This is a genomic window from Saliterribacillus persicus (genome assembly GCF_003337485.1).
GTDB lineage: Bacteria > Bacillota > Bacilli > Bacillales > Amphibacillaceae > Saliterribacillus > Saliterribacillus persicus.
On the sequence record NZ_QPJJ01000009.1, the window covers coordinates 19,369 to 45,522 of the forward strand.

Annotated in this window: 23 protein-coding genes; 20 read left to right on the forward strand and 3 right to left on the reverse strand. The window is 34.6% G+C overall.

Translation table 11 applies throughout. From position 1 onward, the window contains the following. Positions 1-61: 61 nt before the first annotated feature. Complete coding sequence (locus DFR57_RS11225; protein ID WP_114353260.1) at positions 62-346, reverse strand: YtpI family protein; 285 nt, start codon at positions 344-346, stop codon at positions 62-64. A 148-nt stretch (positions 347-494) separates the two neighbouring features. Between DFR57_RS11225 and DFR57_RS11230 the strand changes: the two genes are divergently transcribed. Then, positions 495-1,427, forward strand: coding sequence for a DHH family phosphoesterase (locus DFR57_RS11230; RefSeq protein ID WP_114353261.1), 933 nt, complete (start codon positions 495-497; stop codon positions 1,425-1,427). A gap of 45 nt (positions 1,428-1,472) precedes the next feature. Here DFR57_RS11230 and ytrI read toward each other — a convergent pair whose 3' ends face one another. Next, a complete protein-coding gene (ytrI, locus tag DFR57_RS11235; RefSeq protein ID WP_114353262.1) occupies positions 1,473-1,985 on the reverse strand; it encodes a sporulation membrane protein YtrI in 513 nt (170 codons plus the stop codon). After that, complete coding sequence (gene ytrH, locus DFR57_RS11240) at positions 1,985-2,317, reverse strand: sporulation membrane protein YtrH (protein WP_114353263.1); 333 nt, start codon at positions 2,315-2,317, stop codon at positions 1,985-1,987. The genes ytrI and ytrH overlap by 1 nt, the downstream gene beginning before the upstream one ends. A gap of 196 nt (positions 2,318-2,513) precedes the next feature. Between ytrH and dnaE the strand changes: the two genes are divergently transcribed. The 19 genes from dnaE to coaE all read left to right on the forward strand — a co-directional run bounded on the left by dnaE (position 2,514) and on the right by coaE (position 26,138). Continuing rightward, positions 2,514-5,831: a DNA polymerase III subunit alpha gene (gene dnaE, locus DFR57_RS11245; protein ID WP_114353264.1), complete on the forward strand. Its 3,318-nt coding sequence runs from the start codon at positions 2,514-2,516 to the stop codon at positions 5,829-5,831. Positions 5,832-6,038: 207 nt separating this feature from the next. After that, positions 6,039-7,238, forward strand: coding sequence for an NADP-dependent malic enzyme (gene ystJ, locus DFR57_RS11250; protein ID WP_211315364.1), 1,200 nt, complete (start codon positions 6,039-6,041; stop codon positions 7,236-7,238). Between the two features lie 38 nt (positions 7,239-7,276). Beyond that, a complete protein-coding gene (locus DFR57_RS11255; protein WP_114353266.1) occupies positions 7,277-7,879 on the forward strand; it encodes a FadR/GntR family transcriptional regulator in 603 nt (200 codons plus the stop codon). A gap of 102 nt (positions 7,880-7,981) precedes the next feature. Next, positions 7,982-8,860 carry an acetyl-CoA carboxylase, carboxyltransferase subunit beta gene (gene accD, locus DFR57_RS11260; protein WP_114353267.1) on the forward strand — a complete coding sequence of 293 codons (879 nt, stop codon included), beginning with the start codon at positions 7,982-7,984 and terminating at the stop codon, positions 8,858-8,860. After that, positions 8,838-9,803, forward strand: coding sequence for an acetyl-CoA carboxylase carboxyl transferase subunit alpha (gene accA / locus DFR57_RS11265; RefSeq protein WP_114353268.1), 966 nt, complete (start codon positions 8,838-8,840; stop codon positions 9,801-9,803). The genes accD and accA overlap by 23 nt, the downstream gene beginning before the upstream one ends. A gap of 294 nt (positions 9,804-10,097) precedes the next feature. Then, positions 10,098-11,057 (forward strand): 6-phosphofructokinase, encoded by a 960-nt coding sequence (gene pfkA / locus DFR57_RS11270; RefSeq protein WP_114353269.1) that lies wholly within the window; start codon positions 10,098-10,100, stop codon positions 11,055-11,057. A gap of 76 nt (positions 11,058-11,133) precedes the next feature. Beyond that, positions 11,134-12,897 (forward strand): pyruvate kinase, encoded by a 1,764-nt coding sequence (gene pyk, locus DFR57_RS11275; RefSeq protein WP_114353270.1) that lies wholly within the window; start codon positions 11,134-11,136, stop codon positions 12,895-12,897. 131 nt (positions 12,898-13,028) lie between these two features. Next, positions 13,029-13,421, forward strand: a complete 393-nt coding sequence (locus DFR57_RS11280) for an FxsA family protein (RefSeq protein WP_114353271.1) — start codon at positions 13,029-13,031, stop codon at positions 13,419-13,421. Between the two features lie 156 nt (positions 13,422-13,577). Continuing rightward, the gene (locus tag DFR57_RS11285) at positions 13,578-14,048 is read left to right on the forward strand and encodes a DUF441 domain-containing protein (RefSeq protein ID WP_114353272.1); all 471 of its coding nucleotides are present in this window, start codon (positions 13,578-13,580) and stop codon (positions 14,046-14,048) included. A 230-nt stretch (positions 14,049-14,278) separates the two neighbouring features. Further along, positions 14,279-15,394: a citrate synthase gene (citZ, locus tag DFR57_RS11290; RefSeq protein ID WP_114353273.1), complete on the forward strand. Its 1,116-nt coding sequence runs from the start codon at positions 14,279-14,281 to the stop codon at positions 15,392-15,394. 70 nt (positions 15,395-15,464) lie between these two features. Continuing rightward, positions 15,465-16,730, forward strand: a complete 1,266-nt coding sequence (gene icd / locus DFR57_RS11295; RefSeq protein ID WP_114353274.1) for an NADP-dependent isocitrate dehydrogenase — start codon at positions 15,465-15,467, stop codon at positions 16,728-16,730. A 329-nt stretch (positions 16,731-17,059) separates the two neighbouring features. Next, positions 17,060-17,755 (forward strand): response regulator transcription factor, encoded by a 696-nt coding sequence (locus DFR57_RS11300; protein ID WP_114353275.1) that lies wholly within the window; start codon positions 17,060-17,062, stop codon positions 17,753-17,755. Further along, positions 17,755-19,131 (forward strand): two-component system histidine kinase PnpS, encoded by a 1,377-nt coding sequence (pnpS, locus tag DFR57_RS11305; protein WP_114353276.1) that lies wholly within the window; start codon positions 17,755-17,757, stop codon positions 19,129-19,131. The genes DFR57_RS11300 and pnpS overlap by 1 nt, the downstream gene beginning before the upstream one ends. A gap of 102 nt (positions 19,132-19,233) precedes the next feature. Beyond that, positions 19,234-20,253: an FtsH protease activity modulator HflK gene (gene hflK / locus DFR57_RS11310; RefSeq protein WP_114353277.1), complete on the forward strand. Its 1,020-nt coding sequence runs from the start codon at positions 19,234-19,236 to the stop codon at positions 20,251-20,253. Further along, complete coding sequence (gene hflC, locus DFR57_RS11315; protein ID WP_114353278.1) at positions 20,243-21,172, forward strand: protease modulator HflC; 930 nt, start codon at positions 20,243-20,245, stop codon at positions 21,170-21,172. The genes hflK and hflC overlap by 11 nt, the downstream gene beginning before the upstream one ends. Before the next feature lie 145 nt (positions 21,173-21,317). Then, positions 21,318-23,954 (forward strand): DNA polymerase I, encoded by a 2,637-nt coding sequence (polA, locus tag DFR57_RS11320; RefSeq protein ID WP_114353279.1) that lies wholly within the window; start codon positions 21,318-21,320, stop codon positions 23,952-23,954. Positions 23,955-23,984: 30 nt separating this feature from the next. After that, complete coding sequence (gene mutM / locus DFR57_RS11325) at positions 23,985-24,809, forward strand: DNA-formamidopyrimidine glycosylase (RefSeq protein WP_114353280.1); 825 nt, start codon at positions 23,985-23,987, stop codon at positions 24,807-24,809. A gap of 65 nt (positions 24,810-24,874) precedes the next feature. Then, on the forward strand, positions 24,875-25,495 hold the full coding sequence (locus DFR57_RS11330) for a manganese efflux pump (protein WP_114353281.1): 621 nt from the start codon (positions 24,875-24,877) through the stop codon (positions 25,493-25,495). Between the two features lie 40 nt (positions 25,496-25,535). Further along, a complete protein-coding gene (coaE, locus tag DFR57_RS11335) occupies positions 25,536-26,138 on the forward strand; it encodes a dephospho-CoA kinase (RefSeq protein WP_114353282.1) in 603 nt (200 codons plus the stop codon). Positions 26,139-26,154 lie beyond the last annotated feature (16 nt).

The window sequence follows — 26,154 nt, forward strand, 5'->3', positions numbered from 1 at the left end:
TGATTCCTGCTTTAAATTAAAATTTAAAAGCGGTATGATGGTTATAGTCTTATAAAAGAGCCTATCGCTTACTAAGTTCTCCTTTATAATGCTTCCACCTTTTTGAACCACCATAACCTTGTAAGATTCCAAATAAAAGAAATATTAATGCAATGTATAGCGCTAATGTTGTTTCATAGAACAGGTATTGGTTTACACCAAAGAAAATCATAAATAAACCAAGTGCAATTCTTGCTTTTGCATTTTGAATTTCTTGTAGAAGTGGATCTTTCGTGCGGAGAATCATAACTTTATAATACAGATACATAATAGCTGTAATAATAATGGTGAGCGGAAAAATAATCATTTCAATCCTCCTTATTTTTGAAATTAATATGATGAGTTTATAGAGAAAATCATCAATTAAAAGGTATGATAATTTATATGTAACCTCATTATTGTAACGACTTTAGAAAATTTATGCTACTATTAAATTTGATGAAAGGAGATATATAATGTCTAAAACAGAAATAGTTAAAAAGATTGAAGCGTTTAAAAAAATTGTGATTCACCGTCATGTTCGTCCAGACCCTGATGCATATGGTTCTCAAAATGGTTTAAAAGAATTAATAATACATAATTATCCAGAAAAAGCTGTATTTGTGGTAGGGGAAGAGGATCCATATTTGGATTTCATGGCAAAAATGGATGATGTACCAGATGAAGTTTTCGAGGATGCGTTAGTTATCGTATGTGATACGGCTAACCAAGCACGTGTCTCGGATCAGCGTTATGCTAATGGTCATACAATTATTAAAATTGATCATCACCCAAACCATGATGCATTCGGAGATGTACAATGGGTTGACACAAGCGCTAGTTCCACATCGGAACTTGTTTATGAGCTGTCAAAGTCAGCAAATTGGAAATGCTCCGATAAAGCAGCAAGTTTATTATATGGAGGAATAGTAGGGGATACAGGAAGATTCTTATTTCCAAGTACGACAGATAAAACATTCCATTATGCTGCAGAATTAGTCACGTATAAGTTTGATCGAACATATCTTTACGAAGAAATGTATAAAACAAGCCTTAATATTGCTAGGTTAAAAGGTCATATTTTACAAAATGTTCATGTCTCAAAATCTGGAGTCAGCCATGTTATTTTATCTAAGGATATTTTAGAAAAGTATCAAGTAACTTCAATGGAAACAAGTGCTGTTGTTGGAGTATTAGGTGACATTGAAGGTGTGGTTGCTTGGGCTATTTTTGTAGAGGAAGATGATTCAATTCGAGTTCGATTGAGGTCAAAAGGGCCAATCATTAATGAACTAGCTGCAGAATACAATGGTGGAGGTCACCCTCTTGCATCTGGGGCAACACTTGAGAACTTAGCAGAAGTTGATACTTTTATAGCTAAGTTAGATAAAATTTGTGAAGCCTATTAATAGTAAGATACGTCTAGTACGGTGAACGCCTTCTAGACGTATCTCTTATGAATTACTTGTATTTAGATTTATTTTAACAACTGTTACATTAGAAAGAATAAGGGTATTTATTTCCGCTTGAAAATAAAACTCATCTACTTTGTATCTTTTATTTTCCACTGAAGTAATTAATAATTCTACAGTTTCTGAAACCACATCAATCTCTTTTCCAATAATATGCTCAATTTCTTGTTTAACAGCCTCTTCTAATTGATGCACCATCATTCGATCATTTTGAAGCTTCAATGCTTTAAGGTTTTCAAATTGAACATTTACTTCCTCGATTAATATATTTTCTTTAGATTTCTTATCTAAGGCTAAATGATTCTCTTCTAGTGTTTGGTAATTCTTTTCGAGATCTCTTAATTGTGATCTTAAATAAAGATTTTCTTCCACCCATTCTTCATAAAAACGACCATAAATAAACAAAAAAATCAGGTAGGCAAGTATGCTCCCAATAACACATCCTGAAAAAAAGCGTTGCCAGCTACTTCTTTTATAATAGGGTGGAATATGCATTAGCTGAGCTCCTCGTGTATTAGCCATTCTATTATTAATAATGCTGTTTGTGCTCCGCCCATAGCTGTAATAATCAATAAAATTTGTTTAACCATATCCATTGTAGAACCTTCATAAATACTTCTTTCAAAGTTAGTGATCGCATCGAAGGTTCCACCAATAGCTGCTACAATCGCCCAAATCCTTAAACTTTTGGCAATTCTACTCATATGGGTAAAGGGAGGCTCTCCACTAGCAAATGCGCCAATGCTTCCTATAATCGTTCCGCCAAGCATGACACCGAATGAAATAAAATAACACTGCATCATTGTAGAGATGAATCTTTCTTCCATTTATTTCCCCTCCAACTTTCAAATAGTATAAGATAGATAGTACAGATACTGAAATGAATGGATTTATGCTGTATGATGAATTTTTTACTATATTTATACTTATGGTCAAGCTTTCATAGATATGTAAATTGATTTCAACTCAGGGAACGTTTGTTTATAATGAATGAAGAAGATCCTTATTAAAGGTGGTTTTAAAATGAAGATGACACAACTTCAAATTGCAAGTGCTTATAGTTTAATGAATAGCACGATACATATAGATAAGCTTATTGAAAGAGCTAAAAATTTAAATTATCAAAGTATTGCCTTAACAGATAAAGGGGTCATGCACGGGGCGATCCAATTTTATCAGAAATGTATAGCTGCAGGTATAAAACCTATTATCGGAGTAATTTTACCAGTTTCTATTGGTGAAAAGTTATTTCCAATTACTCTTCTAGCTAAAAATACTACCGGTTATCAAACATTAATGAAATGGAGTTCTCAGTATCAAAGAAACAATTCAACACTAGAAGTAGACAAATTAAGTAAGAATCAAGCAGATATTTTTATGATTCTTCCAATGAGAGAGCTTGGTCTATATGGGAATGAGACGGATAAAGTTTATCAAACTTTCGAGGAAATCGATGCATTGTCTGCTTTGAGTAGTTTCCGACTAGGTATTGATGAAAGATATTTAGAGCAAGTTGAGCCATTAAAAATATTTTGTCAAAAGCAAGATATTCTACCAGTTGCACTCACGGAAATTAGATATCTAGAACCAGCTGATAGGCAAGCTTATCAGGTATTACGAGCCATTGATGAAAAAGTAAAGTGGTCTGAGAGTGATTTTGAAAGCTTTGATGGTATGTTTTTACCGACTTTGGATGAAATGACTAATCGCTACCAACCATGGCCGGAGTGTCTTGAGGAATCGATGAATGTAGCTTCCTTGTGCGATGTTTCTTTAGATCTCAATCATTACCACCTACCAAGGTATCCAATTCCTACAAATGAAAACGCAGAAAATTTCTTGAGTCACTTATGTAAAGAGCAGTTGTCTCACAAGTATCGTGAAATAAATGAGACATTATCTAGGCGATTAGATTATGAATTGTCCGTGATAAAAGATATGGGGTTTAGTGATTATTTCTTGATTGTTTGGGACTTTATAACGTATGCCAAACAAAATGGTGTTATGGTAGGTCCCGGAAGAGGATCTGCTGCGGGTTCACTTGTCGCATATCTATTAGGGATAACAAATGTAGACCCTATCAAATATGAATTATTATTTGAAAGATTCTTAAATCCTGACCGAGTAAGTATGCCAGACATAGACATTGATTTTTCAGATGATAAAAGGGATAAAGTAATTAAGTATGTGCAAGAGAAATATGGAGAAGATTATGTCGCTCAAATTGTTACCTTTGGAACTTTTGCGAAGCGTTCCGTTATTCGTGAGCTAATCAAAGTAATGCAAGTGAGTGAAGCTGATAGTAAATATTTGTTAAGCATGCTTGGGAAAAGTAGAGAAAGTAATATTATTGGAATGGTGAAAGGGTCGAAGGAGTTAACAGAGTACATTAAACAATCTCCTAAACTTCAAATTTTATTTCGAGTTGCTACTAAATTAGAAGGTTTGCCAAGACATACCTCAACACACGCAGCTGGAGTGATCATAAGTGAAAAGCCCTTAACTGACTATACACCAACGATGCCTAGTCAGCACGGTATTGACCTGACGCAATTTGCCATGAAAGAATTGGAAGATATAGGTCTACTTAAAATGGATTTCCTTGGACTAAGAAACTTAAGTTTACTTGAACGAATTGTAAATCAAGTTCATCGTACCTTATCCAAGCCGTTTAAATTAGAGTCGATTAATTTTCAGGATGAAAAAACATACGCTTTGTTGCGAAAAGGAGATACTAGTGGAATCTTTCAATTAGAATCTAGAGGTATGCAGCAAGTTTTAGTTGATTTAAAGCCGTCCACATTTGAAGATGTTGTCGCTGTGAACGCTCTTTATAGACCAGGTCCGATGGATTTTATACCTGTATATATTGCTAGAAAACATGGGAAAGAAAGAGTGGATTATCCCCATCAAGATTTGAAACCGATCTTAGAAAAAACGTATGGTGTTTTAGTATACCAAGAGCAAATCATGCAAATTGCGAATAAATTAGCTAGCTTTACTTACGGCGAAGCGGACTCTTTAAGAAGAGCGGTTAGTAAGAAAGATAAAGAGATTCTGTTAACTTATAAAAAGAAATTTAAAAATGGTTGTTTGGAAAATAATTATACAGAGGCAGTAAGTGAAGAGATATTTGAATGGATTGTCCGATTCTCTAATTATGGCTTTAACAGAAGTCATGCCGTTGCATACAGTATGATAAGTTATCAATTAGCTTATTTAAAAGCTAACTATCCTGCTATTTTTTATACTGAATTATTAAATATGGTCATTGGACAAGCAGAAAAAATAGAACAATATGTTAAGGAAGCAAAATCTACTGGAATAACTGTTAGGGCTCCTTCCATTAACGATAGTTTTGGTCGATTTCGAATGAAAAATAATCAAATTGTTGTAGGATTAACGGCGATTAAAGGTATTGGGTTTAATGTTGTGCAAGAAATTATAAGGGCCAGAAAAAATGGACCGTTCGTTCATCTATTTGATTTTTGTATGCGTATCTCTACCTCCATTGTGAACCGTTCTGTGATAGAACTGCTAATTCTTGCAGGTACATTTGATCAATTAAATAATAATCGCGCGAGCTTATTAGCTTCTGTTGATCAAGCTCTAGAACAAGCAGAATTGTTTGGAGATTTTGAAGATCAAACGTCTTTATTTGATAATGATTTGAATATAGAACATTCATACACTGAGGTAGAACCTTTTCCAGCAATTAAACAGTTAATGCTCGAAAAAGATGTCCTGGGCTTTTATCTTTCAAGTCATCCATTAAAGGAATATCGGAAGGAACTTAGGGAAAATGGATATGTGAAGCTTGATCAATTGCAACATGAATTAAAACAGAAAAAAGGAGCTGCAGTGGTTCAATCAATTAGAGTTATTCGAACGAAAAGAGGGGAATCAATGGCTTTTATCGTGCTTGCTGATGAAGAAAAAGAAATGGAAGCTGTACTTTTTCCACAATTATTTAGAAACGTACATCACTGGCTAAAAGAAGAAGAGATGGTCATTTTTGATGGAAAATTAGAAAAAAGAAACGAAAAAGATCAAGTGATAGTAGAAAAAATAACGAAATTATCGCAAAATACATTTATACCATCAAATAAAAGCATCTATATTAAGCTTTCAAATGTAAATGAAGGTAATTCTCTGGAAATAATAAAAAGCCACGCCAAATCATACCCTGGTGAAACACCAGTCTATACGTATTTTCAAGAAAAAAAGAAATTATATAAACTAACGGAAGAATATAATTTGGATAGATCTTCAAAAAGTCTTCAAATACTAAAAAATAAATTCGGTGTTGAAAACATCGTATTACAAGAAAACAAAGAATAATTTGGGTTAATGCACGTACTTTACACAATTGGATGTTCTGTTATAATGTTATAATTAAGTGGTCTGACCACTTATAATATGCTCACTTATTAAAGAAAACGAAGAGAAAAAGAGGTCAATACACTATATAAAAACCCTGTATTTACTGCATTTAAAATTCTAAGGGAGTGAAATTAGTTGACTAATTTGAAAAAAGAAGCCCTAAAAATGCATAAAGAACATCAAGGTAAGTTAGCCACAATTTCGAAAGTGAAGGTAAAGGATGCGCATGATTTAAGTTTAGCGTACTCGCCTGGTGTAGCCGAGCCTTGCAGAGAAATCTCTCAAGACCTGTCGACTATCTATGATTATACAATGAAAGGCAATACTGTTGCTGTTGTTAGTAATGGGAGTGCGGTGTTAGGTTTAGGCAATATTGGCGCTTCTGCCTCGCTACCTGTGATGGAAGGGAAAGCAGTTTTATTTAAAAGTTTTTCTGGTGTAGATGCTTTTCCAATTTGTTTAGATACAAGTGACAACAATGAAATTATACGTACAGTACAATTACTTGAACCAAGTTTTGGTGGAATTAATCTAGAGGATATTGCAGCACCAAAGTGTTTTAAAATCGAGCAAGCCCTGAAAAGTAAAATGAATATACCAGTTTTCCATGATGATCAGCATGGTACGGCAATTGTTACTTTGGCAGGTTTAACTAACGCTTTAAAATTAGTAGACAAATCATTTTCTGACATAAAAATTGTAATGAATGGTGCCGGTGCGGCAGGAATTGCTATTATAAAATTATTACGTCATTTTGGTGTGAAAGATATTATTATGTGTGATTCGATCGGAGCAATATATGAAGGTCGAACTGAAAGAATGAACGAAATGAAAGATTTCGTAGCTAAAGTCTCAAATAAATCAAAATTAAAAGGCTCTTTAACAGATGTTATAAAAGATGCTGATGTATTTATTGGGGTATCGCTTGGTGGACTGCTGAGTACGGAAATGGTTCAAAAGATGGCACCAGATTCTATTATCTTCGCTATGGCAAATCCTGATCCTGAGATTATGCCAAACCTTGCAAAAGAAGCAGGGGCAAGAGTTATAGGTACTGGGAGATCTGATTTCCCTAATCAAGTTAATAATGTGCTAGCTTTTCCTGGGATATTTAGAGGAGCATTAGACGTTCGGGCTAAAGACATTAACGAAGAGATGAAAGTTGCAGCTGTTTATGCAATAGCTTCTTTGATTAAGGACGAAGAATTGAACGAAGATTATGTTATTCCGGCTCCATTTGATGCTAGAGTAGCCCCGAAAGTAGCTGAAAAAGTAGCGGAAGCAGCTATGAAATCAGGGGTTGCAAGGATATCCGTTGATCCAAAAGCTGTCGCAAGAAAAACACGTGAATTAGCCGAAATATAGAATTGTAATATGTTCATAGATATTCAGGAGGCAAAGTAATGCCAACCACTGTAAAAGTGTATCAGCAAGTTTTAAAAGAAATGCAACAGATTATTAAGGAAAAGGAATTAGAACCAGGGGACCGACTGCCCTCAGAGAGATATTTAGCTGATAAATTAAAAATAGGAAGATCATCCGTAAGAGAAGCTCTTAGAGCAATTGAGTTATTGGGATTAATTGAGACAAAACAAGGAGAAGGTACTTTTCTACGAGATTATCAATCCTATCATACCGTTGAATTGTTAGCAGGCTTTGTTCTACAAGATCATAATACGCAGCGAGAAATTATGGAAGCAAAAAAGATGCTAGAAAAAAATGCAATTGAATTAGCCATTGATAAGATGGATGATGCTGCACTAGAAAGTATCGAGCTAATCATAAACGATGATAATCTGACCCATACCCAATTACATGATGAATTTTTCGCTCATATTTTTAGTTATGGGCAAAACTTCCTTTTATATAAAATCTGGCGATTTATGCAGGATTTTTCAAAAAGTGTAAAGAATAATACGTATGGTATCGATTTTTATAATCAAATTGCCGAAATTTTAAAAACTAAAAAACATCATCAAATTTATACGCTTTATAGTGAGCAATAGAGAAGTGATATATCTAATTTTACAAAATAGTAGGACTACCATTATTTATAAAAATTTTTAACTGACAAGTGTAAGAATGGTTTAACAGAGGGGGAATTATCCTTGCTAAAGGATTTTTTTAGTAAAAAGAAAAAATACGCTTCTATCCCAAGAGAGGAAGCTAAAAAAGATGTTCCGGAGGGCTTAATGCAAAAATGCGGCGGATGTCAAAAGATATTCTACCAGAAGGAATTACAAAAGAACTTAAATGTTTGTCCTGAATGTGGACACCATCACCAATTAAATGCATACGATCGAATTGCGTGTTTATTTGATGACAATTCATTTCAAGAATGGGATGAAAATCTAATTTCTAGTAACCCGCTTAACTTTCCAAGTTACATAGAGAAACTTGAAAAAGACAGAAAGAAAACAGGATTAAATGAGGCCGTCGTCACAGGAAAAGGGAAAATAAATGGTTTTCCTACAGCAATTGCAGTGATGGATTCAAGGTTTAGAATGGGTAGCATGGGTTCTGTTGTTGGAGAAAAAATAACAAGAGCAATTGAAAATGCAAAAGATCAAGGAATACCAATGATTATATGTACGGCCTCTGGTGGTGCAAGGATGCAAGAAGGAGTTTTAAGCTTGATGCAGATGTCCAAAACTTCGATTGCTATCCAGAGATTTCATAAAAAAGGTGGATTACTAATTTCTATTATGACAAATCCTACTACTGGAGGAGTGTCTGCAAGTTTTGCTATGCTTGGAGATTATAATTTCGCTGAACCAGGTGCGTTAATTGGGTTTGCTGGTAGAAGAATTATTGAACAAACAATACGTGAAAAGCTTCCAAATGATTTTCAGACTGCAGAGTTCCAGTTAAAACATGGACAGCTGGATAAAGTAATCCCACGTCAAGAAATGAAAGAAGTAATTTCAACTATTTTAGATCTACATCAGTCAGGGGGAAATGAAAGTGAAACAAGTACTAGCGTTTGAAAAACCCGTGATTGAACTGAGAGAGAAAATTGATGAATTGAAGAAAATCACGCAGGAAAGCGAAATTGATTTAACAGAAGAAATCAAAAAAATGGAAACACGCTTAGGAAAATTAGAAAAAGATATCTATGGTAAGCTTGAGCCATGGGATCGTGTACAAATTGCACGCCATGCCGAGAGACCAACTACACTGGACTATATATCAATTTTATTTACAAATTTTATTGAATTTCATGGAGATCGATATTATGGAGATGACGCATCGATCGTTGCTGGAATAGCAAAATTTAAAGATGTACCAATTACGATTATTGGACATCAGCGCGGAAAAAACACGAAAGAAAATATATATAGAAATTTTGGAAGTCCTCATCCAGAAGGATACCGAAAAGCTCTGCGTCATATGAAACAAGCGGAAAAATTTAATAGACCTATAATTACTTTTATTGATACAAAGGGAGCTTATCCAGGAAAGGCTGCCGAAGAAAGAGGACAAAGTGAAGCTATTGCTAAAAACCTTATGGAAATGGCGGGGTTAACTGTCCCGATCATTTGTGTTGTGATTGGAGAAGGTGGAAGTGGTGGAGCTCTTGCATTAGGTGTTGGGGATAGAATTTATATGTTAGAAAATTCTACGTATTCTGTTATCTCTCCAGAAGGAGCTGCAGCTTTATTATGGAAGGATTCTCAGCAGGCAGAAAGAGCGGCAAAATCCTTAAAAATTACCGCTCCCGATTTAAAAGAGTTAGGTATTATTGATGATGTTATTGAGGAGCCTATGGGTGGTGCACATCGCGACTTAGAAACACAGGCTAAAGCAATTGATAAAACAATTACAGAAGCATTAGCTGAAATAAAAAAATTAGATGTGGAAACATTACTTGATCTTCGTTTTGATAAATATAAAAAAATTGGACAGTTTGAAGAAATAAATCCAACATAAATATATTTACCTTAAACAAGGTGTAAATCTACTAAACGGTTTATACCTTGTTTTTTATACATAAGGATTAATTTGTAGTTGTTAATATTCTTTTCATAACATTGTAATAAAAAGAAGTTCGCATTCTCTTAATAATGTAATCGCTTTAATAAAAATGCTTCAATTTGTTCATATTTAGGGGTGAGTTTCCTATTGAATTCATGTATAATCATAGTTGGTGTTCGACGTGTTTAGATTATATTCATATTGGGGTAAAATGTAGTAGTATCATAAATCAAAAAAGAGGTGATGAATATGAAAAAAATCGGTGTTTTAACAAGTGGTGGAGATGCTCCAGGGATGAACGCTGCAGTCCGAGCTGTGGTTAGAAATGCAATTTACAATGATATTGAAGTATATGGTGTTTATAATGGTTATGAGGGATTAATGGAAGGTAATATAAAACAAATGGTGATTGGTTCTGTTGGGGATATTATTCAACGTGGTGGTACAATACTGTATTCTGCTAGGTCTGAAAAATTCAAAACAGACGAAGGTCAGCAACAAGCTATTGAACAGATGAAAAAAATCGGATTAGAAGGATTAATCGTAATTGGTGGGGACGGATCTTTTCGTGGTGCCTCAAAGTTAACAGAAAAAGGATTTCCGTGTATTGGTGTACCAGGAACAATTGATAATGATATTTCAGGGACGGATTACACGATTGGCTTTGACACAGCATTAAATACAATAGTAGACGCTGTCGATAAAATTCGTGATACAGCTACGTCACATGAACGTACATATGTAGTAGAAGTAATGGGAAGAGATGCTGGAGATTTAGCACTTTGGGCCGGTTTGGCAAATGGAGCGGAAAGTATTTTAATTCCAGAGAAAACAGATAATTTTGAAAGTGTTGTTCAAAAGTTAAAGCGAGGACAGGCTCGTGGTAAAAAACATAGTATTATCATTTTAGCTGAGGGCGTCGGTAATGGTGTGGAGTATGGTAAAGCTATTGAAGAGGCAACTAATATGGAAACCAGAGTAACTGTGTTAGGTCATATTCAACGTGGTGGCTCTCCATCTGGTTATGACCGTGTTCTTGCCAGTCGATTAGGCGCAAAAGCGGTAGATCTTTTAATTGAAGGTAAAGGTGGAAGAATGGTAGGCGTTGAAAATAATGTGGTAGTACACCATGATATTCATGAGGTTTTAGCTAAAAAACACCAAGTGAATATGAATATGTATAATTTATCAAATCAGTTATCTATTTAAAAATTGATATTATAAATGACAGAAATGAAAGAAGTATATTTGTATACTTTCATTCATTTAAGGAGGAAATAATGGTATGAGAAGAACAAAAATAGTTTGTACGATTGGACCAGCTTCAGAGGACATTGAAAAATTAGAGCAACTAATCCATGAAGGTATGAATGTGGCAAGGTTGAATTTTTCCCATGGAGATTTTGAGGAGCATGGAGCTCGTATCAAAAATATTAGGAAAGCAGCAAAAAAAGCGGGTAAAACAGTAGCAATTCTTTTAGATACAAAAGGACCAGAGATCCGTACTGCGACTTTAAAAGATGGAGCAGCACAATTAAATAAAGGAGCAACAGTTTATGTATCGATGGACGCTACAATTGAGGGAGACAGCGAAAGAATTGCTGTAACTTATCCTCAATTAATCGATGACGTACACGTTGGTTCACGTTTACTTTTAGATGACGGCTTAATAGAACTAGAGGTAACAGAAATTCTTCAAGATAAAAAAGAACTTAAAACAGTAGCTCTTAACTCTGGCTTACTTAAAAATAAAAAAGGTGTTAACGTTCCAAATGTAAGTGTAAATCTTCCAGGTATTACAGATAAAGACGCTGCAGATATTAAATTTGGAATTGAACAAGGTGTTGACTTCATTGCTGCATCATTTGTTCGTCGAGCTTCTGACGTATTAGAAATCAGAGGATTATTAGAAGAGCAAAATGCAACTCATATTCAAATTATCCCTAAGATTGAAAACCAAGAAGGGGTAGATAATTTAGATACGATTTTACAAGTTAGTGATGGTTTAATGGTTGCAAGAGGAGATCTTGGTGTTGAAATTCCACCAGAAGATGTACCGCTTGTTCAAAAAGATATGATCCAAAAATGTAACAATGCTGGAAAGCCAGTAATTACTGCTACACAAATGTTGGATTCAATGCAAAGAAATCCACGTCCAACACGTGCGGAAGCTTCCGATGTTGCCAATGCTATTTTTGATGGTACAGATGCAATTATGCTTTCTGGTGAAACTGCAGCTGGTGACTATCCAGTAGAGGCTGTGCGTACAATGAGTAACATTGCAAAGAAAGCAGAAACTGCTATTGACCATAAAGCAGTATTAGATTTACGTTCAAAAGAAACAGATATGACAATTACGGATGCGATTAGTCAGTCTGTTAATCACTCTGCAATGAACTTAAATGTAGATGCAATTCTAACACCAACTGTTAGCGGGCATACTGCAAGAATGATTTCAAAATATCGACCTGAAGCTCCGATTATAGCTGTTACTTTCGAAGAGCAGGTAAGTAGACGATTAGCACTTGTTTGGGGTGTAGAAACAATTGTAGGAAAGCTTGCTCATACTACCGATGATGTGTTAGAAGAATCGATTGAAATTGGACTTTCAACCAACCATTTCAAACGCGGTGACCGAGTTATTATTACTGCAGGGGTTCCAGTAGGAGAAAGTGGAACAACTAATTTAATGAAAATTCATGTTATTGGTGACGTTTTGGCAAAAGGCCAAGGTGTTGGTAAAGGAAGCTTCTACGGAAGAGCAGTCCGTGTTAAAAATGCGGAAGAAGCAAAGCAAAAAGTAATGCCTGAAGATATCATTATCACTTATGGAACGGATAAGGATATGATGGAAGCAATTGAGAAAGCATCTGGTATTATTACCGAAGAAGGCGGATTAACTTCCCATGCAGCAGTTGTGGGCTTAAGCCTTGGAATTCCTGTAATTGTTGGAGTGGAAAAAGCGCTCGATATAATTGAAGATGGACAAGATATTACCATTGATGCACAAAAAGGTGATATTTACGCTGGACATGCTAGCGTACTATAATTTACATGGAGAAGGAAGGGCTACTGCCTTTCCTTTTTATTTGTTATCATGGAATCTTTTCTGCAAATCGTTTAAACTAGCCTTAAGTAAGATATATTTAAACATATCCAAAAAGAAAAGGTGAATATAAAATGTTCCGATGGATTTTATTATTTGTATTAATAGTGCCAGCTTTAGAAATAGGCTTATTAGTTTGGGCTGGTGGTCAAATTGGTCCGTGGTGGGTAGTAATCCTTATTATTTCTACCGGTGTATTAGGAGCATGGTTAGCAAAACAACAAGGCTTAGAAACGTTAGCAAAAGCCAGAAGTTCGATGGATCAAGGGCAATTACCTCAAGAGCAAATTTTCGACGGGATTTGTATATTGATAGGTGGTGTTGTTCTATTAACACCAGGCTTTATAACAGATTTAATCGGTTTTATTTTGTTAATCCCAACAACAAGAGTTCCAATTAAAAATGCATTGAAAAAACTTGCCCAAAGATGGATGAATCAAGGAAGAGTTAGAATTTTTAGAGGATAATGCTTTAAATTCAGGCAAAATATTAATAGTTAATTGTTTTTTTTAAAACTTTAAGATTTTTTAAAAAAGTCATGCCCCCTCTTAAAAGGAATAAGACGGGGTGTATATGTGACATTAAAAATGATTTTAGAATTGAATTACGGAGGCATTAGATACATGGTTAGTAGCTCAACCATCTTCTTAATCATATTATTTATACTTGGTTATATTGGCAAAAATCAATCAATTATGATTGCAGTTTATGTGCTTTTTGGTATTAAATTGTTAAAAATGGATGAAAAACTATTCCCGTACATTCAAGATAAAGGCTTAGGCTGGGGTGTTACAATCATTACGATTGCAGTCTTGGTACCTATTGCGACCGGCGAGATTGGTTTTAAAGAATTATCAGAAAGTGTGCGCTCTTTTTATGCTTGGATTGCTCTTGCTGCTGGAATTTTTGTTGCAGTGATTGCGAAAAACGGTATTGAGCTATTAGCGACTGATCCTCATATTACGACGGCGCTCGTTTTAGGCACAATTCTAGCTGTAGTTTTATTTCAAGGAATTGCAGTGGGACCGGTGATTGGAGCAGGTATTGCTTATTTAGTCATGAAATTAATGGATATGTTCCCTCCACTATCATAAGAAAATTAAAATTTTATCTAGAATAAGTAAATATATTTTCTATCTCTTTATCTCAGTAGGCTAATATTGTGATACAATTTAATCGTTTTCATTTTACTAAGCCTTCTAGTTTGTTTATAATGGACGTTGGGGATGTTTATCAGCAGATTATATCTGCTTGTATAGGATAAGTCATTTACAGATTGGATAACTGTAAATGGAAAAAAGGATAAGAAAAGGAGAGAGATGTAATGTCAGCTACAAAAGGGCTTGAAGGGATTATTGCAACCGAATCGTCAATAAGCTCGATCATCGATGATCAACTTACCTATGTTGGTTATACGATTGACGATTTAGCGGAGAATGCAAGTTTTGAGGAAGTTATTTATTTATTATGGAATAAAAAACTACCGAATCAAGATGAATTAGATGCGTTTAGTGATGATTTATTTGAAAATATGGCTTTGCCCGATGAGGTATTGAGTCATTTCAAATCTTATAATTTACATAGTGTACATCCAATGGCAGCGCTTCGTACAGCTATTTCTTTATTAGGTTTATTTGATGAAGAAGCAGATGTAATGGATGATGCGGCGAATAAGCGTAAAGCAATTCGCTTACAAGCGAAGGTGTCTGCTGTGGTGGCAGCTTTTTCTCGCATTCGAGATGGACTTGAGCCTGTGAAACCTAAAAAAGGTCTTAGCTATGCAGCTAACTTTCTGTATATGCTAAATGATAAAGAACCAAATGATTTAGAGGAAGAAGCAATCAATAAAGCTTTAGTTTTACATGCGGATCATGAATTAAATGCTTCTACATTCACTTCTCGAGTATGTGTTGCTACATTATCTGATATGTATTCAGGAATAACTGCAGCGATAAGTGCTTTAAAAGGGCCATTACATGGTGGTGCCAACGAACGTGTGATGCAAATGCTCTCAGAAATTGATGAAATTGACAATGCGATTCCATATGTAAAAGAAAAAATGGCTAATAAAGAAAAAATTATGGGAATGGGACACCGTGTATATAGAAATGGTGATCCAAGAGCAAAACATTTAAAGAAAATGTCTAAAGAATTAACAGCTTTGAAAGATATGTCTAAATGGTATGAAATCTCAGTGGAAATCGAAGAATATATAAAAAGTGAAAAAGGGTTACCAGCCAATGTTGATTTTTATTCAGCATCTGTGTATCATAGCCTAGGAATTAAGCATGATTTATATACTCCGATATTTGCAATGAGTCGTTTCTCAGGCTGGATTGCACATATCCTAGAGCAGTATGAAAATAATCGTTTAATTCGCCCACGCGCAGAATATGTGGGACCTAAACAGCAACAATATGTTAAAATAAACGAGCGATAAGTTATAGTTAACGATTTTGGTTAACAGGCTTTTCGAATATAAATGAATCTTGATTAGGAGGAATTGAATTATGGGAGAAAAAATTACAGTAGAAAATGGGGTTGTTCAAACACCAAACAAGCCAGTAATTCCATTTATTGAAGGTGATGGAACAGGTGCTGATATTTGGGCTGCATCAAGTCGTGTAATTGAAGCGGCTGTTGAGAAAGCTTATAATGGTGAAAAAGGTATTGAGTGGAAAGAAGTTCTAGCTGGTCAAAAAGCTTTTGACAAAACAGGTGAATGGTTACCAGAAGAAACGTTAGATGCAATCCGCGAATACAAAATTGCAATTAAAGGACCATTAACTACTCCAATTGGTGGAGGAATTCGTTCTTTAAACGTAGCTCTTCGTCAAAAACTAGATTTATTTACTTGTCTTCGTCCAGTGCGTTACTTTGATGGAGTTCCATCACCAGTAAAACGCCCAGAAGATACGGATATGGTTATTTTCCGTGAGAACACTGAAGATATTTATGCAGGTATAGAATGGCAAAGTGGTTCAGATGAAGTGAAAAAAGTAATAGATTTCTTGCAAAACGAAATGGGAGTACAAAACATTCGTTTTCCTGAAACATCTGGAATTGGTGTAAAACCTATTTCATCTGAAGGTACAAAACGCTTAGTTCGTGCTGCAATTGATTATGCAATTAACGAAGGTCGTAAAAGCGTAACACTTGTCCACAAAGGTAATATTATGAAATTTACAGAAGGTGCTTTTAAAAACTGGGGTTATGAATTAGCAGAAGCAGAATACGGAGATAAAGTATTTACTTGGGCTGAGTATGACAAAATCACAGAAGAAAAAGGTCGCGACGCAGCTGACGAAGCACAAGCTAAAGCTGAACAAGCAGGTAAAATTATCATTAAAGATTCTATTGCCGATATTTTCTTACAACAAATTCTTACACGTCCAAAAGAATTTGATGTTGTAGCTACTATGAACCTTAATGGTGACTATGTTTCAGACGCTTTAGCGGCTCAAGTTGGTGGAATTGGTATTGCTCCAGGAGCTAACATTAACTACGAATCAGGTCATGCTATTTTTGAAGCAACTCATGGTACTGCACCTAAGTACGCTGGTCTAGATAAAGTTAATCCATCTTCTGTTATTCTTTCAGGTGTATTAATGCTTGAGCACCTTGGATGGAGAGAAGCAGCTGATCTTGTCTTAAAATCAATGGACAAAACAATTGGTTCAAAAGTAGTTACTTACGATTTCGCCCGTTTAATGGATGGTGCAACTGAAGTAAAAACATCTGAATTCGGTGATGAATTAATCAAAAATATGGATTAATAGCTTATATTAATCAGTATGATAAGTGTTGATAAATTAACTTTTAGTAAAGGTTAGTAGTAAATGCAAAAGTTCTTCTGAAAGTTAAATAATTTACAATAAAACAAATAAGTCTCGCTAGGAATATTCTAGCGAGGCTTATTTTTGTATGAAAATCAATTTATATATAGCCCTGATGTCATTTGTTGCTGAAATAACCAATAAATCGAATAAAATTGAAATGTAAAGAAAAATTAACATTACATTGGTAAATTTGTCCGCTTATTCTATTCACTTTATCTTCATCAACATGTATGATTAATGTAATACATATCCAATGAGGTGTTTTTATGGAAGAAAAAGTACTTATAGTCGACGATGAACAATCTATTGTTACACTTTTACAATATAATATTGAAAAGTCAGGTTTTAAAACAGATATTGCTTTTTCAGGTTTAGAAGGATTGGAAAAGGCATCTACTGGCAGCTACGATCTCATTATTTTAGATTTGATGCTACCTGGCATGGAAGGTACCGAAGTTTGTAAAGCTCTACGTCAAAAGCAAATTGACACACCTATCCTAATGTTAACAGCGAAGGACGAAGAATTTGATAAAGTGCTTGGACTAGAATTAGGTGCAGACGATTATTTAACGAAACCATTTAGTCCAAAGGAAGTGGTAGCTAGAATAAAAGCGATCCTTCGCAGATCTAAAAAAAGGGATGAAGCAGGAAACGAAACGTATATAAAAATTGCGGAATTGATGGTGTACCCCCAACAATACGAAGCAAGTATAAAAGGGGAAACACTAACCTTTACTAGAAAAGAATTTGAACTATTATTATATCTAGCAAAACATAAAGGCAAGGTTTTATCACGTGATCAATTATTAAGTGCTGTATGGAATTATGATTTTGTTGGAGATACAAGAATTGTCGATGTACATATCAGTCACTTACGGGAAAAAATTGAGCCTGATACGAAACACCCTGTTTACATTAAAACGATTCGCGGACTTGGATATAAAATGGAGGAGCCATCCTAATGGGATCAAAAGGATCTCGATTATTTGCGTCATATGTTGCAATATTAGTTTCAGTATTCGTAATGATTGGGTTCGTTGTCTTGCCATATGCAAATGGTAATGAAATCATATTGGTTTTTCTAGCAGTTACCATTGGTTTTATTATTTGTCTTATTCTTATTTATCATCTTTTTGAAAATTATATTAAACCTGTTGTTGCTACTTCACGCGTTGCAAAAGAGCTAGTAAAAGGAAATTATAATGCAAGGACCTATGTAAAGCCACAGGGAGAAGCAGCACATTTAAGCAATGCCATTAACGTTTTAGCAAAAAGTTTACAAGAAATGACGATTCAGGAAAAGATGCAGGGTAGTCAATGGAAAACAGTCATAAATAATATGGAAAGTGGTTTGATGCTGATTGACGAAAGAGGCTATGTTCATCTTGTAAATCGTAAATTGCTAGATCTCTTTGGAGAGAAATCAGTAAATTATATTGGCTATCTCTATTACGATGTATTATCACAAGTTAATATCCAAAAAGTAGTACAGGAAACATTTCTATATGAAGAAAAAATTAAGAGTTCGTTTGTTAAGAAGGTCGGCAATGAAAAACGCTATATAGAAATAGTGGGTGCTCCAGTTATTAATGAAACAAATGAGTTAAAAGGCGCAGTTTTGGTTTTTCACGATATTACAGAACTAAAACGTGTAGAACAAATGCGTAAAGACTTTGTTGCAAACGTGTCACACGAACTAAAAACACCGATTACTTCTATACGTGGCTTTGCTGAAACATTGTTAGATGGTGCAATGGAAGACACTGAATTGAGTAAACAGTTTCTAACTATTATTTTATCCGAAAGCGAAAGATTGCAAGCGTTGGTATATGATTTGTTAGAATTGTCTCGTTTAGAAAAAGACGAATTGAAATTAACACAAAAAAGAATAGAAATTCATGAATGGATTCAAGGAATCATTACGATAGCAGAGCAACAAGCTGTCAAAAAGGATATTGAGTTTAGTTATACAATTGACGAGCAAATTTCATTAAACGGGGATGCTGATCGGCTAAAGCAAGTTCTGTTGAATTTACTGTATAATGCAATCAATTATACAGCTGAAAAAGGGAAGGTTGGGCTCGTAATAGAAGAAACAAAAGATATGATTTTATTTAAAGTAAGAGATACGGGACTTGGAATTCCTGAATCAGCAAAAAATCGTATTTTTGAAAGGTTTTACAGAGTGGATCGTGCTAGAAGTAGAAATACAGGAGGAACAGGACTCGGTCTTGCCATTGTTAAACATATCGTAGAGGCACACAATGGAGAAATAACGGTTGATTCGAAGCTTGATGAAGGTTCTACTTTTATCGTGAAATTACCCAAACATCTATAAGCTTAATTTGAGAAAAGAATCCAAGTTCTTTTCTTATTTTTTTGAAACTTTTTAACTACTCATGCGTAAACATAATATAAAAGAAAAGGGGGAAATACATATATGTCGTTAAAACAAATTTACCGCATACTTGGTATCGTTATCGGTGCCATTGTTTTAGGTGTGGTAGCGTTGACTAGTTGGTATACAGTCGATGAATCGGATCAAGCAATTATTATGACTTTTGGTAAAGCAGATGAAGGAATCACAGAACCAGGTTTACATTTCAAATTGCCTTGGCCGGTTCAAGAGGTAGAGAAATTATCCAAGGAAACGTTTAGTCTAGACTTTGGATATGACTCAGAAAATGCTGAGCGTGCGGATAGCGTAAGAATGATTACAGGTGATGAAAACATATTATTAGCTGATTTAGTTGTTCAATGGCGTATTACAGATCCAGCAAAATATCTATATGAATCTACAGATCCAGAACAAATTCTATATAATGCAACCTCAGCTTCGTTAAGAAGTGTGATCGGTTCATCTACTATAGATGAAGCTTTAACAGATGGAAAAGCAATGATTGAAAATGAGGTATTAGAACTACTATCATCATTAACAGAAGATTATGATATTGGAGTTTCCATTTTAGATGTGAAGCTTCAAGAAGTAGATTTACCTAATGAGGAAGTTAGGCAGGCTTTTATGAAAGTTACGGATGCGCGGGAAACAATGAATACGAAACGGAATGAAGCGGAAAAGTATGAAAATCAACAAGTCGAGGAAGCACTTGGTGAGAAAGATGCAATTATTTCTAGAGCTGAAGGAGATAAAATAGAAAGAATTGAAATTGCACGAGGGAATGTATCAGAATTCAATGCTTTATATGAAGCATATGAAACTAATGAAAATATAACACGTCAACGTCTAGTCTTAGAAACCTTGGATCAAGTTCTACCGAATGCAAATATCTTTATGATGAATGATGATGGAAATACGATAAAGTATTTGCCTCTTACTCCACAGGGTTCAAACAATCAACAAACGATCACTCCTCCGGCTGAAACGGAGAATACTGAAGAAGACAAGCCAGAAGCATCAGTAGAGGACAATAGTGAAGCGGGTGATACAAATGGCAGATAGTAATGTTTATGAAATGAATAAATTAACACCAAAACAGGTGAAGCGTTATGTTAAAATTGGTCTGATTATTTTGGTAACGATCATTTTGATTATTATCGCTTTGAGTAGTTTATTTGTGGTAAAAGAAGGCGAGTATAAAGTAGTGCGTCAATTTGGTGAAGTTATTCGTGTAGAAAGTGAGCCAGGGATAAAGGTGCGTGTGCCGCTTTTACATTCTATAACGACCTTACCGAATAAAAAGATGGTTTATGATGTAATGGAAAGAGAAATAAATACCCTCGATAAAAAGAGGATGATCATTGATAATTATGCAGTATGGGAAATTAAGAACCCTGGGCAAATGATTTCAAATGCGCGAACAGAAATTAACGCAGAGTCACGAATGGGTGAGTTTATATTCTCCGTCATTCGCTCTGAGCTTGGGAGTATGAATTACGATGAGATTATTAATGAAGAAGGAAGTACACGTGGAGATTTAAATGCACGAGTAACAAGTCGTGTGAATGAATTACTAGATCGAGATGAGTATGGCATACAGGTCCAGGACGTAAGAATAAAACGAACAGATCTTCCTGATGAGAATGAACAATCTGTGTTTAATCGAATGATTTCTGAGCGTGAGTCAAAGGCGCAAGAATACCTATCTCAAGGGGAAGCAGCAAAAAAACGAATTATAGCGACTGCTGATCGTGAAGTAAAAGAAATGCTATCAAAAGCCAATGCAGATGCTGAAACGATCCGAGCGGATGGTGAAGCAGAAGCTGCCAATCTATATAACAATGCATTTTCTAAAGATGAAGAGTTTTACCAGTTATATCGAACACTAGAATCTTATAAGAAAACAATTGATGAAGAAACAACAATTATTATTCCGCAAGATTCACCGTATGCAAATCTTTTAATGGGATATTTAGACTAAAGAACGATTAACTATATTATGATTGTTTTAAAATTTTGGAACGGAAGCACTCTACCTAGTAGTGCTTCTTTTTTCTATTTTATGATAACGTGGTAAAATAACAAGGTAGCTAATAGGAACGGAGTTTTAAAGGAGGAAATTTTAAATGGCAGATAAAATTGTTTTAATAGACGGTAATAGTTTAGCTTATCGAGCTTTTTTTGCTTTACCATTATTGAATAATGATAAAGGTGTATATACAAATGCAGTATATGGTTTTACTACCATATTGCTTAAGATCCTAGAAGAACAGAAACCAACGCACCTACTAGTAGCATTTGATGCAGGTAAAACTACTTTTAGACACAAGACTTACAAGGATTATAAAGGTGGAAGAGAAAAGACACCTTCAGAGCTAAGAGAACAGTTTCCTGTGCTCAAAGAATTACTAGATGCTTTTGGTATTAAGCATTATCAATTAGAAAACTATGAAGCTGATGACATAATTGGTGTTTTGGCTGAAGAGGGTTTAAAACAAAAGGAAGAAGTTACGGTCATTACTGGGGATAAGGATTTACTGCAATTAGTATCTGCCAAAACATCTGTTCATCTGACCAAAAAAGGCATTTCAGATGTAATGAAATATACACCTGATACGTTAGAGGAAGAATTGGAAATTACTCCTGAGCAAGTTATCGATATGAAAGCATTAATGGGTGATAAATCAGATAATATTCCAGGTGTTCCGGGCATAGGTCAAAAGACAGCTGTTAAATTACTTAAGGAATATCAAACGCTCGAAAATCTATATGACCATGTTGAAGATATAAACGCAAAAAAACTGAAAGAGAAATTAGTCACTTATAAAGATGATGCATTTATGAGTAAAGAGCTAGTTACCATTAATAAAGAAGCTCCAATAGAAATATCACTTAAAGATACGAATTATAAAGATTATGATTATGATAAGGTAAGGAAGATTTTCACTGAGTTAAGCTTTCAATCATTATTATCCCGTATCAAAGGAGAAACGGAAGAAGGCTCTGCAATAGTGGAATTATCAGAGCTTAATTTTGAAGTGCTTGATTCTTTTGAAGATGCTGAATTAGAAACTGTTACAGCTCTAGAAGTCGAAATGCTAGAAGAAAATTATCATACAGCAGATATAATAGGCTTATCTCTTGCTACATCAACGAAGAATTATTTTTTACCATTAGAAGAAGCTGTAAAGTCCAAAGCCTTTCGTAATTGGGCAGAGGATGCATCTATGAAAAAAATCGTATTTGATGCAAAAAAGGTAACGGTTGCTCTTTTGCGATATGACATTCGAGTAGAAGGTATCATTTTTGACTTATTATTAGCATCCTATTTAATTAATCCTTCTGAGAACAATCATGATATACCAGCGATCAGTCATCGCTTAGGTAATTCTGATATACAGTTTGATGAGGAGATATACGGTAAAGGCGCCAAACTGAAAGTTCCTGAAGAAAGCATTTATCAAGAACATATAGCTCGCAAAGCTAAAATGATTTTTGATTTAAAGAATGACGTGTTAGTATCCCTGGAAGAAAACAATCAAGCGACCCTTTTAACAGAGTTAGAGCTACCGCTAGCTGTTGTATTAGGAGAAATGGAAGCCTACGGTGTAAAAGTTGATGTAGGACGTTTAGAAGATATGGGCAAATCGCTAAAAAGCAGGTTAGAAACCATTGAAACAGAAATTTATGACCTTGCAGGAGAGAAATTCAACTTAAATTCGCCGAAGCAATTGGGACCAATCCTTTTTGAAAAATTGGGACTTCCCGTTGTCAAAAAAACGAAAACAGGTTATTCCACGTCTGCAGACGTTCTCGAGCAATTAGAGAGTCAGCATGAAATCATTGCTAAAATTTTATTGTATCGACAGTTAAAAAAATTAGATTCCACTTATATTACCGGTTTGCTAAGAGTGGTGCATGAAGAAAATAACAGAATTCATACCCGTTTTAACCAAGCCCTAACACAAACAGGTAGATTAAGTTCTATTGATCCTAATCTACAAAACATCCCTATTCGACTAGAAGAGGGAAAGAAAATTAGACAAGCATTCATTCCGACGCATGAAGAATGGAAAATATTCGCAGCTGACTATTCTCAAATTGAATTGCGTGTATTAGCACATATCGCTGATGATGATGGGTTAAAAGAAGCATTTAAACAGGGAATGGATATCCATACCAAAACAGCGATGGATGTATTTGGAGTGGAAGCTAAAGAGGTCACTGATAATATGCGAAGACAAGCTAAAGCTGTGAATTTTGGTATTGTTTATGGGATTAGTGACTATGGTTTGTCTCAAAACTTGGGAATTACCCGTAAGGAAGCCAAACGATTTATCGATCGATATTTAGAAAGTTATCCTGGCGTACAAGATTATATGAAAGAGATTATTCAAGAAGCGAAGCAAAAAGGTTATGTTACCACCCTAATGAAACGAAGAAGGTATTTACCAGATATTACGAGTAGAAATTTTAATGTAAGGAGCTTTGCTGAAAGAACAGCGATGAATACACCTATTCAAGGAACTGCTGCTGATATTATAAAGGTAGCTATGATCGAATTAAATAGACGGTTAAAAGCGGAAAAATTAGAAGCTAGAATGTTATTACAAGTACATGATGAATTAATTTTAGAAGCACCGGAAAATGAAATTGATAAGTTAAAAGAAATTGTACCTGAAGTTATGGAAAATGCTATTGAACTAAGTGTACCACTTTATGTAGATGTAGCATACGGCGCCACATGGTACGATGCTAAATAATAGAAGGATATTATAATTAGGAGAAATTTTATGCCAGAATTACCAGAAGTAGAAACAATTCGAAAAACACTTAAAACCGTACTAATTGGTAAGGAAGTAAAGGATATAACAGTTTATTGGCCAAAAATAATTCAAAAGCCTGATGATACCAATCTTTTTAAAGAAACACTACAGGGCCAAATTTTAGAAGATATAAAAAGAAAAGGGAAATTTTTAATATTTGAATGGACAGATATAGTAATGGTTTCGCATTTAAGAATGGAAGGTAAATACGGTATTTTTGATGAAAATGAACCTATTAAAAAACATACGCACGTGATTTTTCATTTTAGGGATCATACAGAACTTAGATATAACGATGTTCGAAAGTTTGGTACGATGCATCTTTTCAAAAAAGGTCAAGAAACAACTCAAAAGCCATTATCATTATTAGCACCTGATCCATTTGAACCGAATTTTTCCTACAATCTCTTTGAAAAAAAGATTCAGAGTAGTTCTAGAGTAATAAAAAATATCTTATTAGATCAAGCTGTTATTGCTGGAATAGGAAATATATATGTAGATGAGACATTATTTCTTGCTGGTGTCCATCCTTTAACTCTCGGTAATAAACTTAAGAAGAAACAAATAAGAGCTATTTTTGATGCTGCAGTAATTACCTTAGAAAAAGCTATTGCTGAAGGTGGAACAACTATTAGGTCTTATGTTAATACAGAGGGTGAAATAGGCATGTTTCAACAGCAGTTAAATGTTTATAAGCAAGAAGGTAAACCATGCAAAAAGTGCTCAAATATAATAGAAAAAATAAAAGTTAATGGCCGTGGAACGCATTATTGTCCTACTTGCCAGTCATAATCGCACACAATCTTTCTTTAACCATATATTATTTATAAAATTGGTTAGAGAGGATTGGGTTCTTCATGCTAATAAGCGCACTGATTTTCATATTGTTTGCAGTAAGTTTAGATAGTTTTTTTGTTGCTTTAACGTATGGGATAAAAGGAATAAAATTATCTGTTTATGTAATGGTTCTTATGACTAGTATTGTATGCAGTTTTTTTGCTGTAGCAGGATATTTAGGTCAAGTTTTAGCTGACATCATTGCACCAGAGTTTTATCAATTCATAGGTGCAGGCATATTTCTATTACTTGGCATGATCATGATTTATTCAGTTACTAAAAAAAAGCAACGAATGAAAGGTAAAGTAAATAAAAGCTTATGGCCACCAAACCTTTTAAAAGTTCTAAAAAAACCATTACTAGCTGATTTAGATAAATCAGGAAATATTAATGGTATGGAGATATTTTTAATTTCATTTGCACTTTCATTAGATTCTGCAACGGCAGGATTATCGATTTCATTACTATGGGAAATGTCAGTAGGTATCATTTTATTAATGGGAACTATTACATTTATTTGCTTGTTTTCCGGGATGAAAATTGGGGAAAGATATATTGTAGAACGGAAATGGAAGCATCTTAATATATTTCCTGGGTTATTTTTTATTGGGATGGGTTTGTTTAAGATTTTTGTCCACTAGCTACTTCGGAAGTTATTTTGTATTATTTAAGGAGCTAATCATGACACTTGTAATTGGATTAACAGGAAACATAGCTACAGGTAAATCAACTATTTCAAAAATGTTCAACGACAACTTCCACATTCCTATTATTGATGCTGACATTATTGCTAGGGAAGTGGTTGAACCAGGTGAACAAGCCTATAATAAAATAGTGGAGACGTTTGGCGAGGAAATATTGGATAATGAAAGAAAGATTAATCGACCGTTTTTAGGTAAGATTGTTTTTTCTGATGAGTTTAAAAGAGAGGCACTAAATAAAATTGTCCATCCAGAGGTTAGAAAAGAAATGTTGGATAAATTGAACTACTGGAAATCACAAAATAAAAGAGCTGTCGTTCTTGATATTCCATTACTGTTTGAAAATAATTTAGATATATTAGTGGATAAAACAATCGTTGTATCTGCAGATACAAGCACACAGCTAGCTAGGTTAGTAAAAAGAAATAAGCTAACAGAAGAGGATGCAAGGAAAAGAATGGAAGCACAAATGCCCCTCCATGTAAAAGAAACCAAGGCTGATGCGGTAATTGACAATAATGGAACTGTAGAAAACTCACTAGAACAGCTTAGTGAGATTTTAGAAGATTGGAAGGTTTTATAATTATCTTCGCAAATTT

What these genes read in the sequence shown, in the direction of transcription:
- ystJ (WP_211315364.1), top strand. Translation starts at nt 6,039, where the DNA reads ATGCATAAAGAACATCAAGGTAAGTTAGCCACAATTTCGAAAGTGAAG.
- polA (WP_114353279.1), top strand. Translation starts at nt 21,318, where the DNA reads ATGGCAGATAAAATTGTTTTAATAGACGGTAATAGTTTAGCTTATCGA.
- icd (WP_114353274.1), top strand. Translation starts at nt 15,465, where the DNA reads ATGGGAGAAAAAATTACAGTAGAAAATGGGGTTGTTCAAACACCAAAC.
- citZ (WP_114353273.1), top strand. Translation starts at nt 14,279, where the DNA reads ATGTCAGCTACAAAAGGGCTTGAAGGGATTATTGCAACCGAATCGTCA.
- DFR57_RS11230 (WP_114353261.1), top strand. Translation starts at nt 495, where the DNA reads ATGTCTAAAACAGAAATAGTTAAAAAGATTGAAGCGTTTAAAAAAATT.
- coaE (WP_114353282.1), top strand. Translation starts at nt 25,536, where the DNA reads ATGACACTTGTAATTGGATTAACAGGAAACATAGCTACAGGTAAATCA.
- DFR57_RS11225 (WP_114353260.1), bottom strand. Translation starts at nt 346, where the DNA reads ATGATTATTTTTCCGCTCACCATTATTATTACAGCTATTATGTATCTG.
- pnpS (WP_114353276.1), top strand. Translation starts at nt 17,755, where the DNA reads ATGGGATCAAAAGGATCTCGATTATTTGCGTCATATGTTGCAATATTA.
- dnaE (WP_114353264.1), top strand. Translation starts at nt 2,514, where the DNA reads ATGAAGATGACACAACTTCAAATTGCAAGTGCTTATAGTTTAATGAAT.
- DFR57_RS11300 (WP_114353275.1), top strand. Translation starts at nt 17,060, where the DNA reads ATGGAAGAAAAAGTACTTATAGTCGACGATGAACAATCTATTGTTACA.
- DFR57_RS11255 (WP_114353266.1), top strand. Translation starts at nt 7,277, where the DNA reads ATGCCAACCACTGTAAAAGTGTATCAGCAAGTTTTAAAAGAAATGCAA.
- mutM (WP_114353280.1), top strand. Translation starts at nt 23,985, where the DNA reads ATGCCAGAATTACCAGAAGTAGAAACAATTCGAAAAACACTTAAAACC.
- hflK (WP_114353277.1), top strand. Translation starts at nt 19,234, where the DNA reads ATGTCGTTAAAACAAATTTACCGCATACTTGGTATCGTTATCGGTGCC.
- DFR57_RS11330 (WP_114353281.1), top strand. Translation starts at nt 24,875, where the DNA reads ATGCTAATAAGCGCACTGATTTTCATATTGTTTGCAGTAAGTTTAGAT.
- pyk (WP_114353270.1), top strand. Translation starts at nt 11,134, where the DNA reads ATGAGAAGAACAAAAATAGTTTGTACGATTGGACCAGCTTCAGAGGAC.
- DFR57_RS11285 (WP_114353272.1), top strand. Translation starts at nt 13,578, where the DNA reads ATGGTTAGTAGCTCAACCATCTTCTTAATCATATTATTTATACTTGGT.
- hflC (WP_114353278.1), top strand. Translation starts at nt 20,243, where the DNA reads ATGGCAGATAGTAATGTTTATGAAATGAATAAATTAACACCAAAACAG.
- pfkA (WP_114353269.1), top strand. Translation starts at nt 10,098, where the DNA reads ATGAAAAAAATCGGTGTTTTAACAAGTGGTGGAGATGCTCCAGGGATG.
- ytrI (WP_114353262.1), bottom strand. Translation starts at nt 1,985, where the DNA reads ATGCATATTCCACCCTATTATAAAAGAAGTAGCTGGCAACGCTTTTTT.
- ytrH (WP_114353263.1), bottom strand. Translation starts at nt 2,317, where the DNA reads ATGGAAGAAAGATTCATCTCTACAATGATGCAGTGTTATTTTATTTCA.
- DFR57_RS11280 (WP_114353271.1), top strand. Translation starts at nt 13,029, where the DNA reads ATGTTCCGATGGATTTTATTATTTGTATTAATAGTGCCAGCTTTAGAA.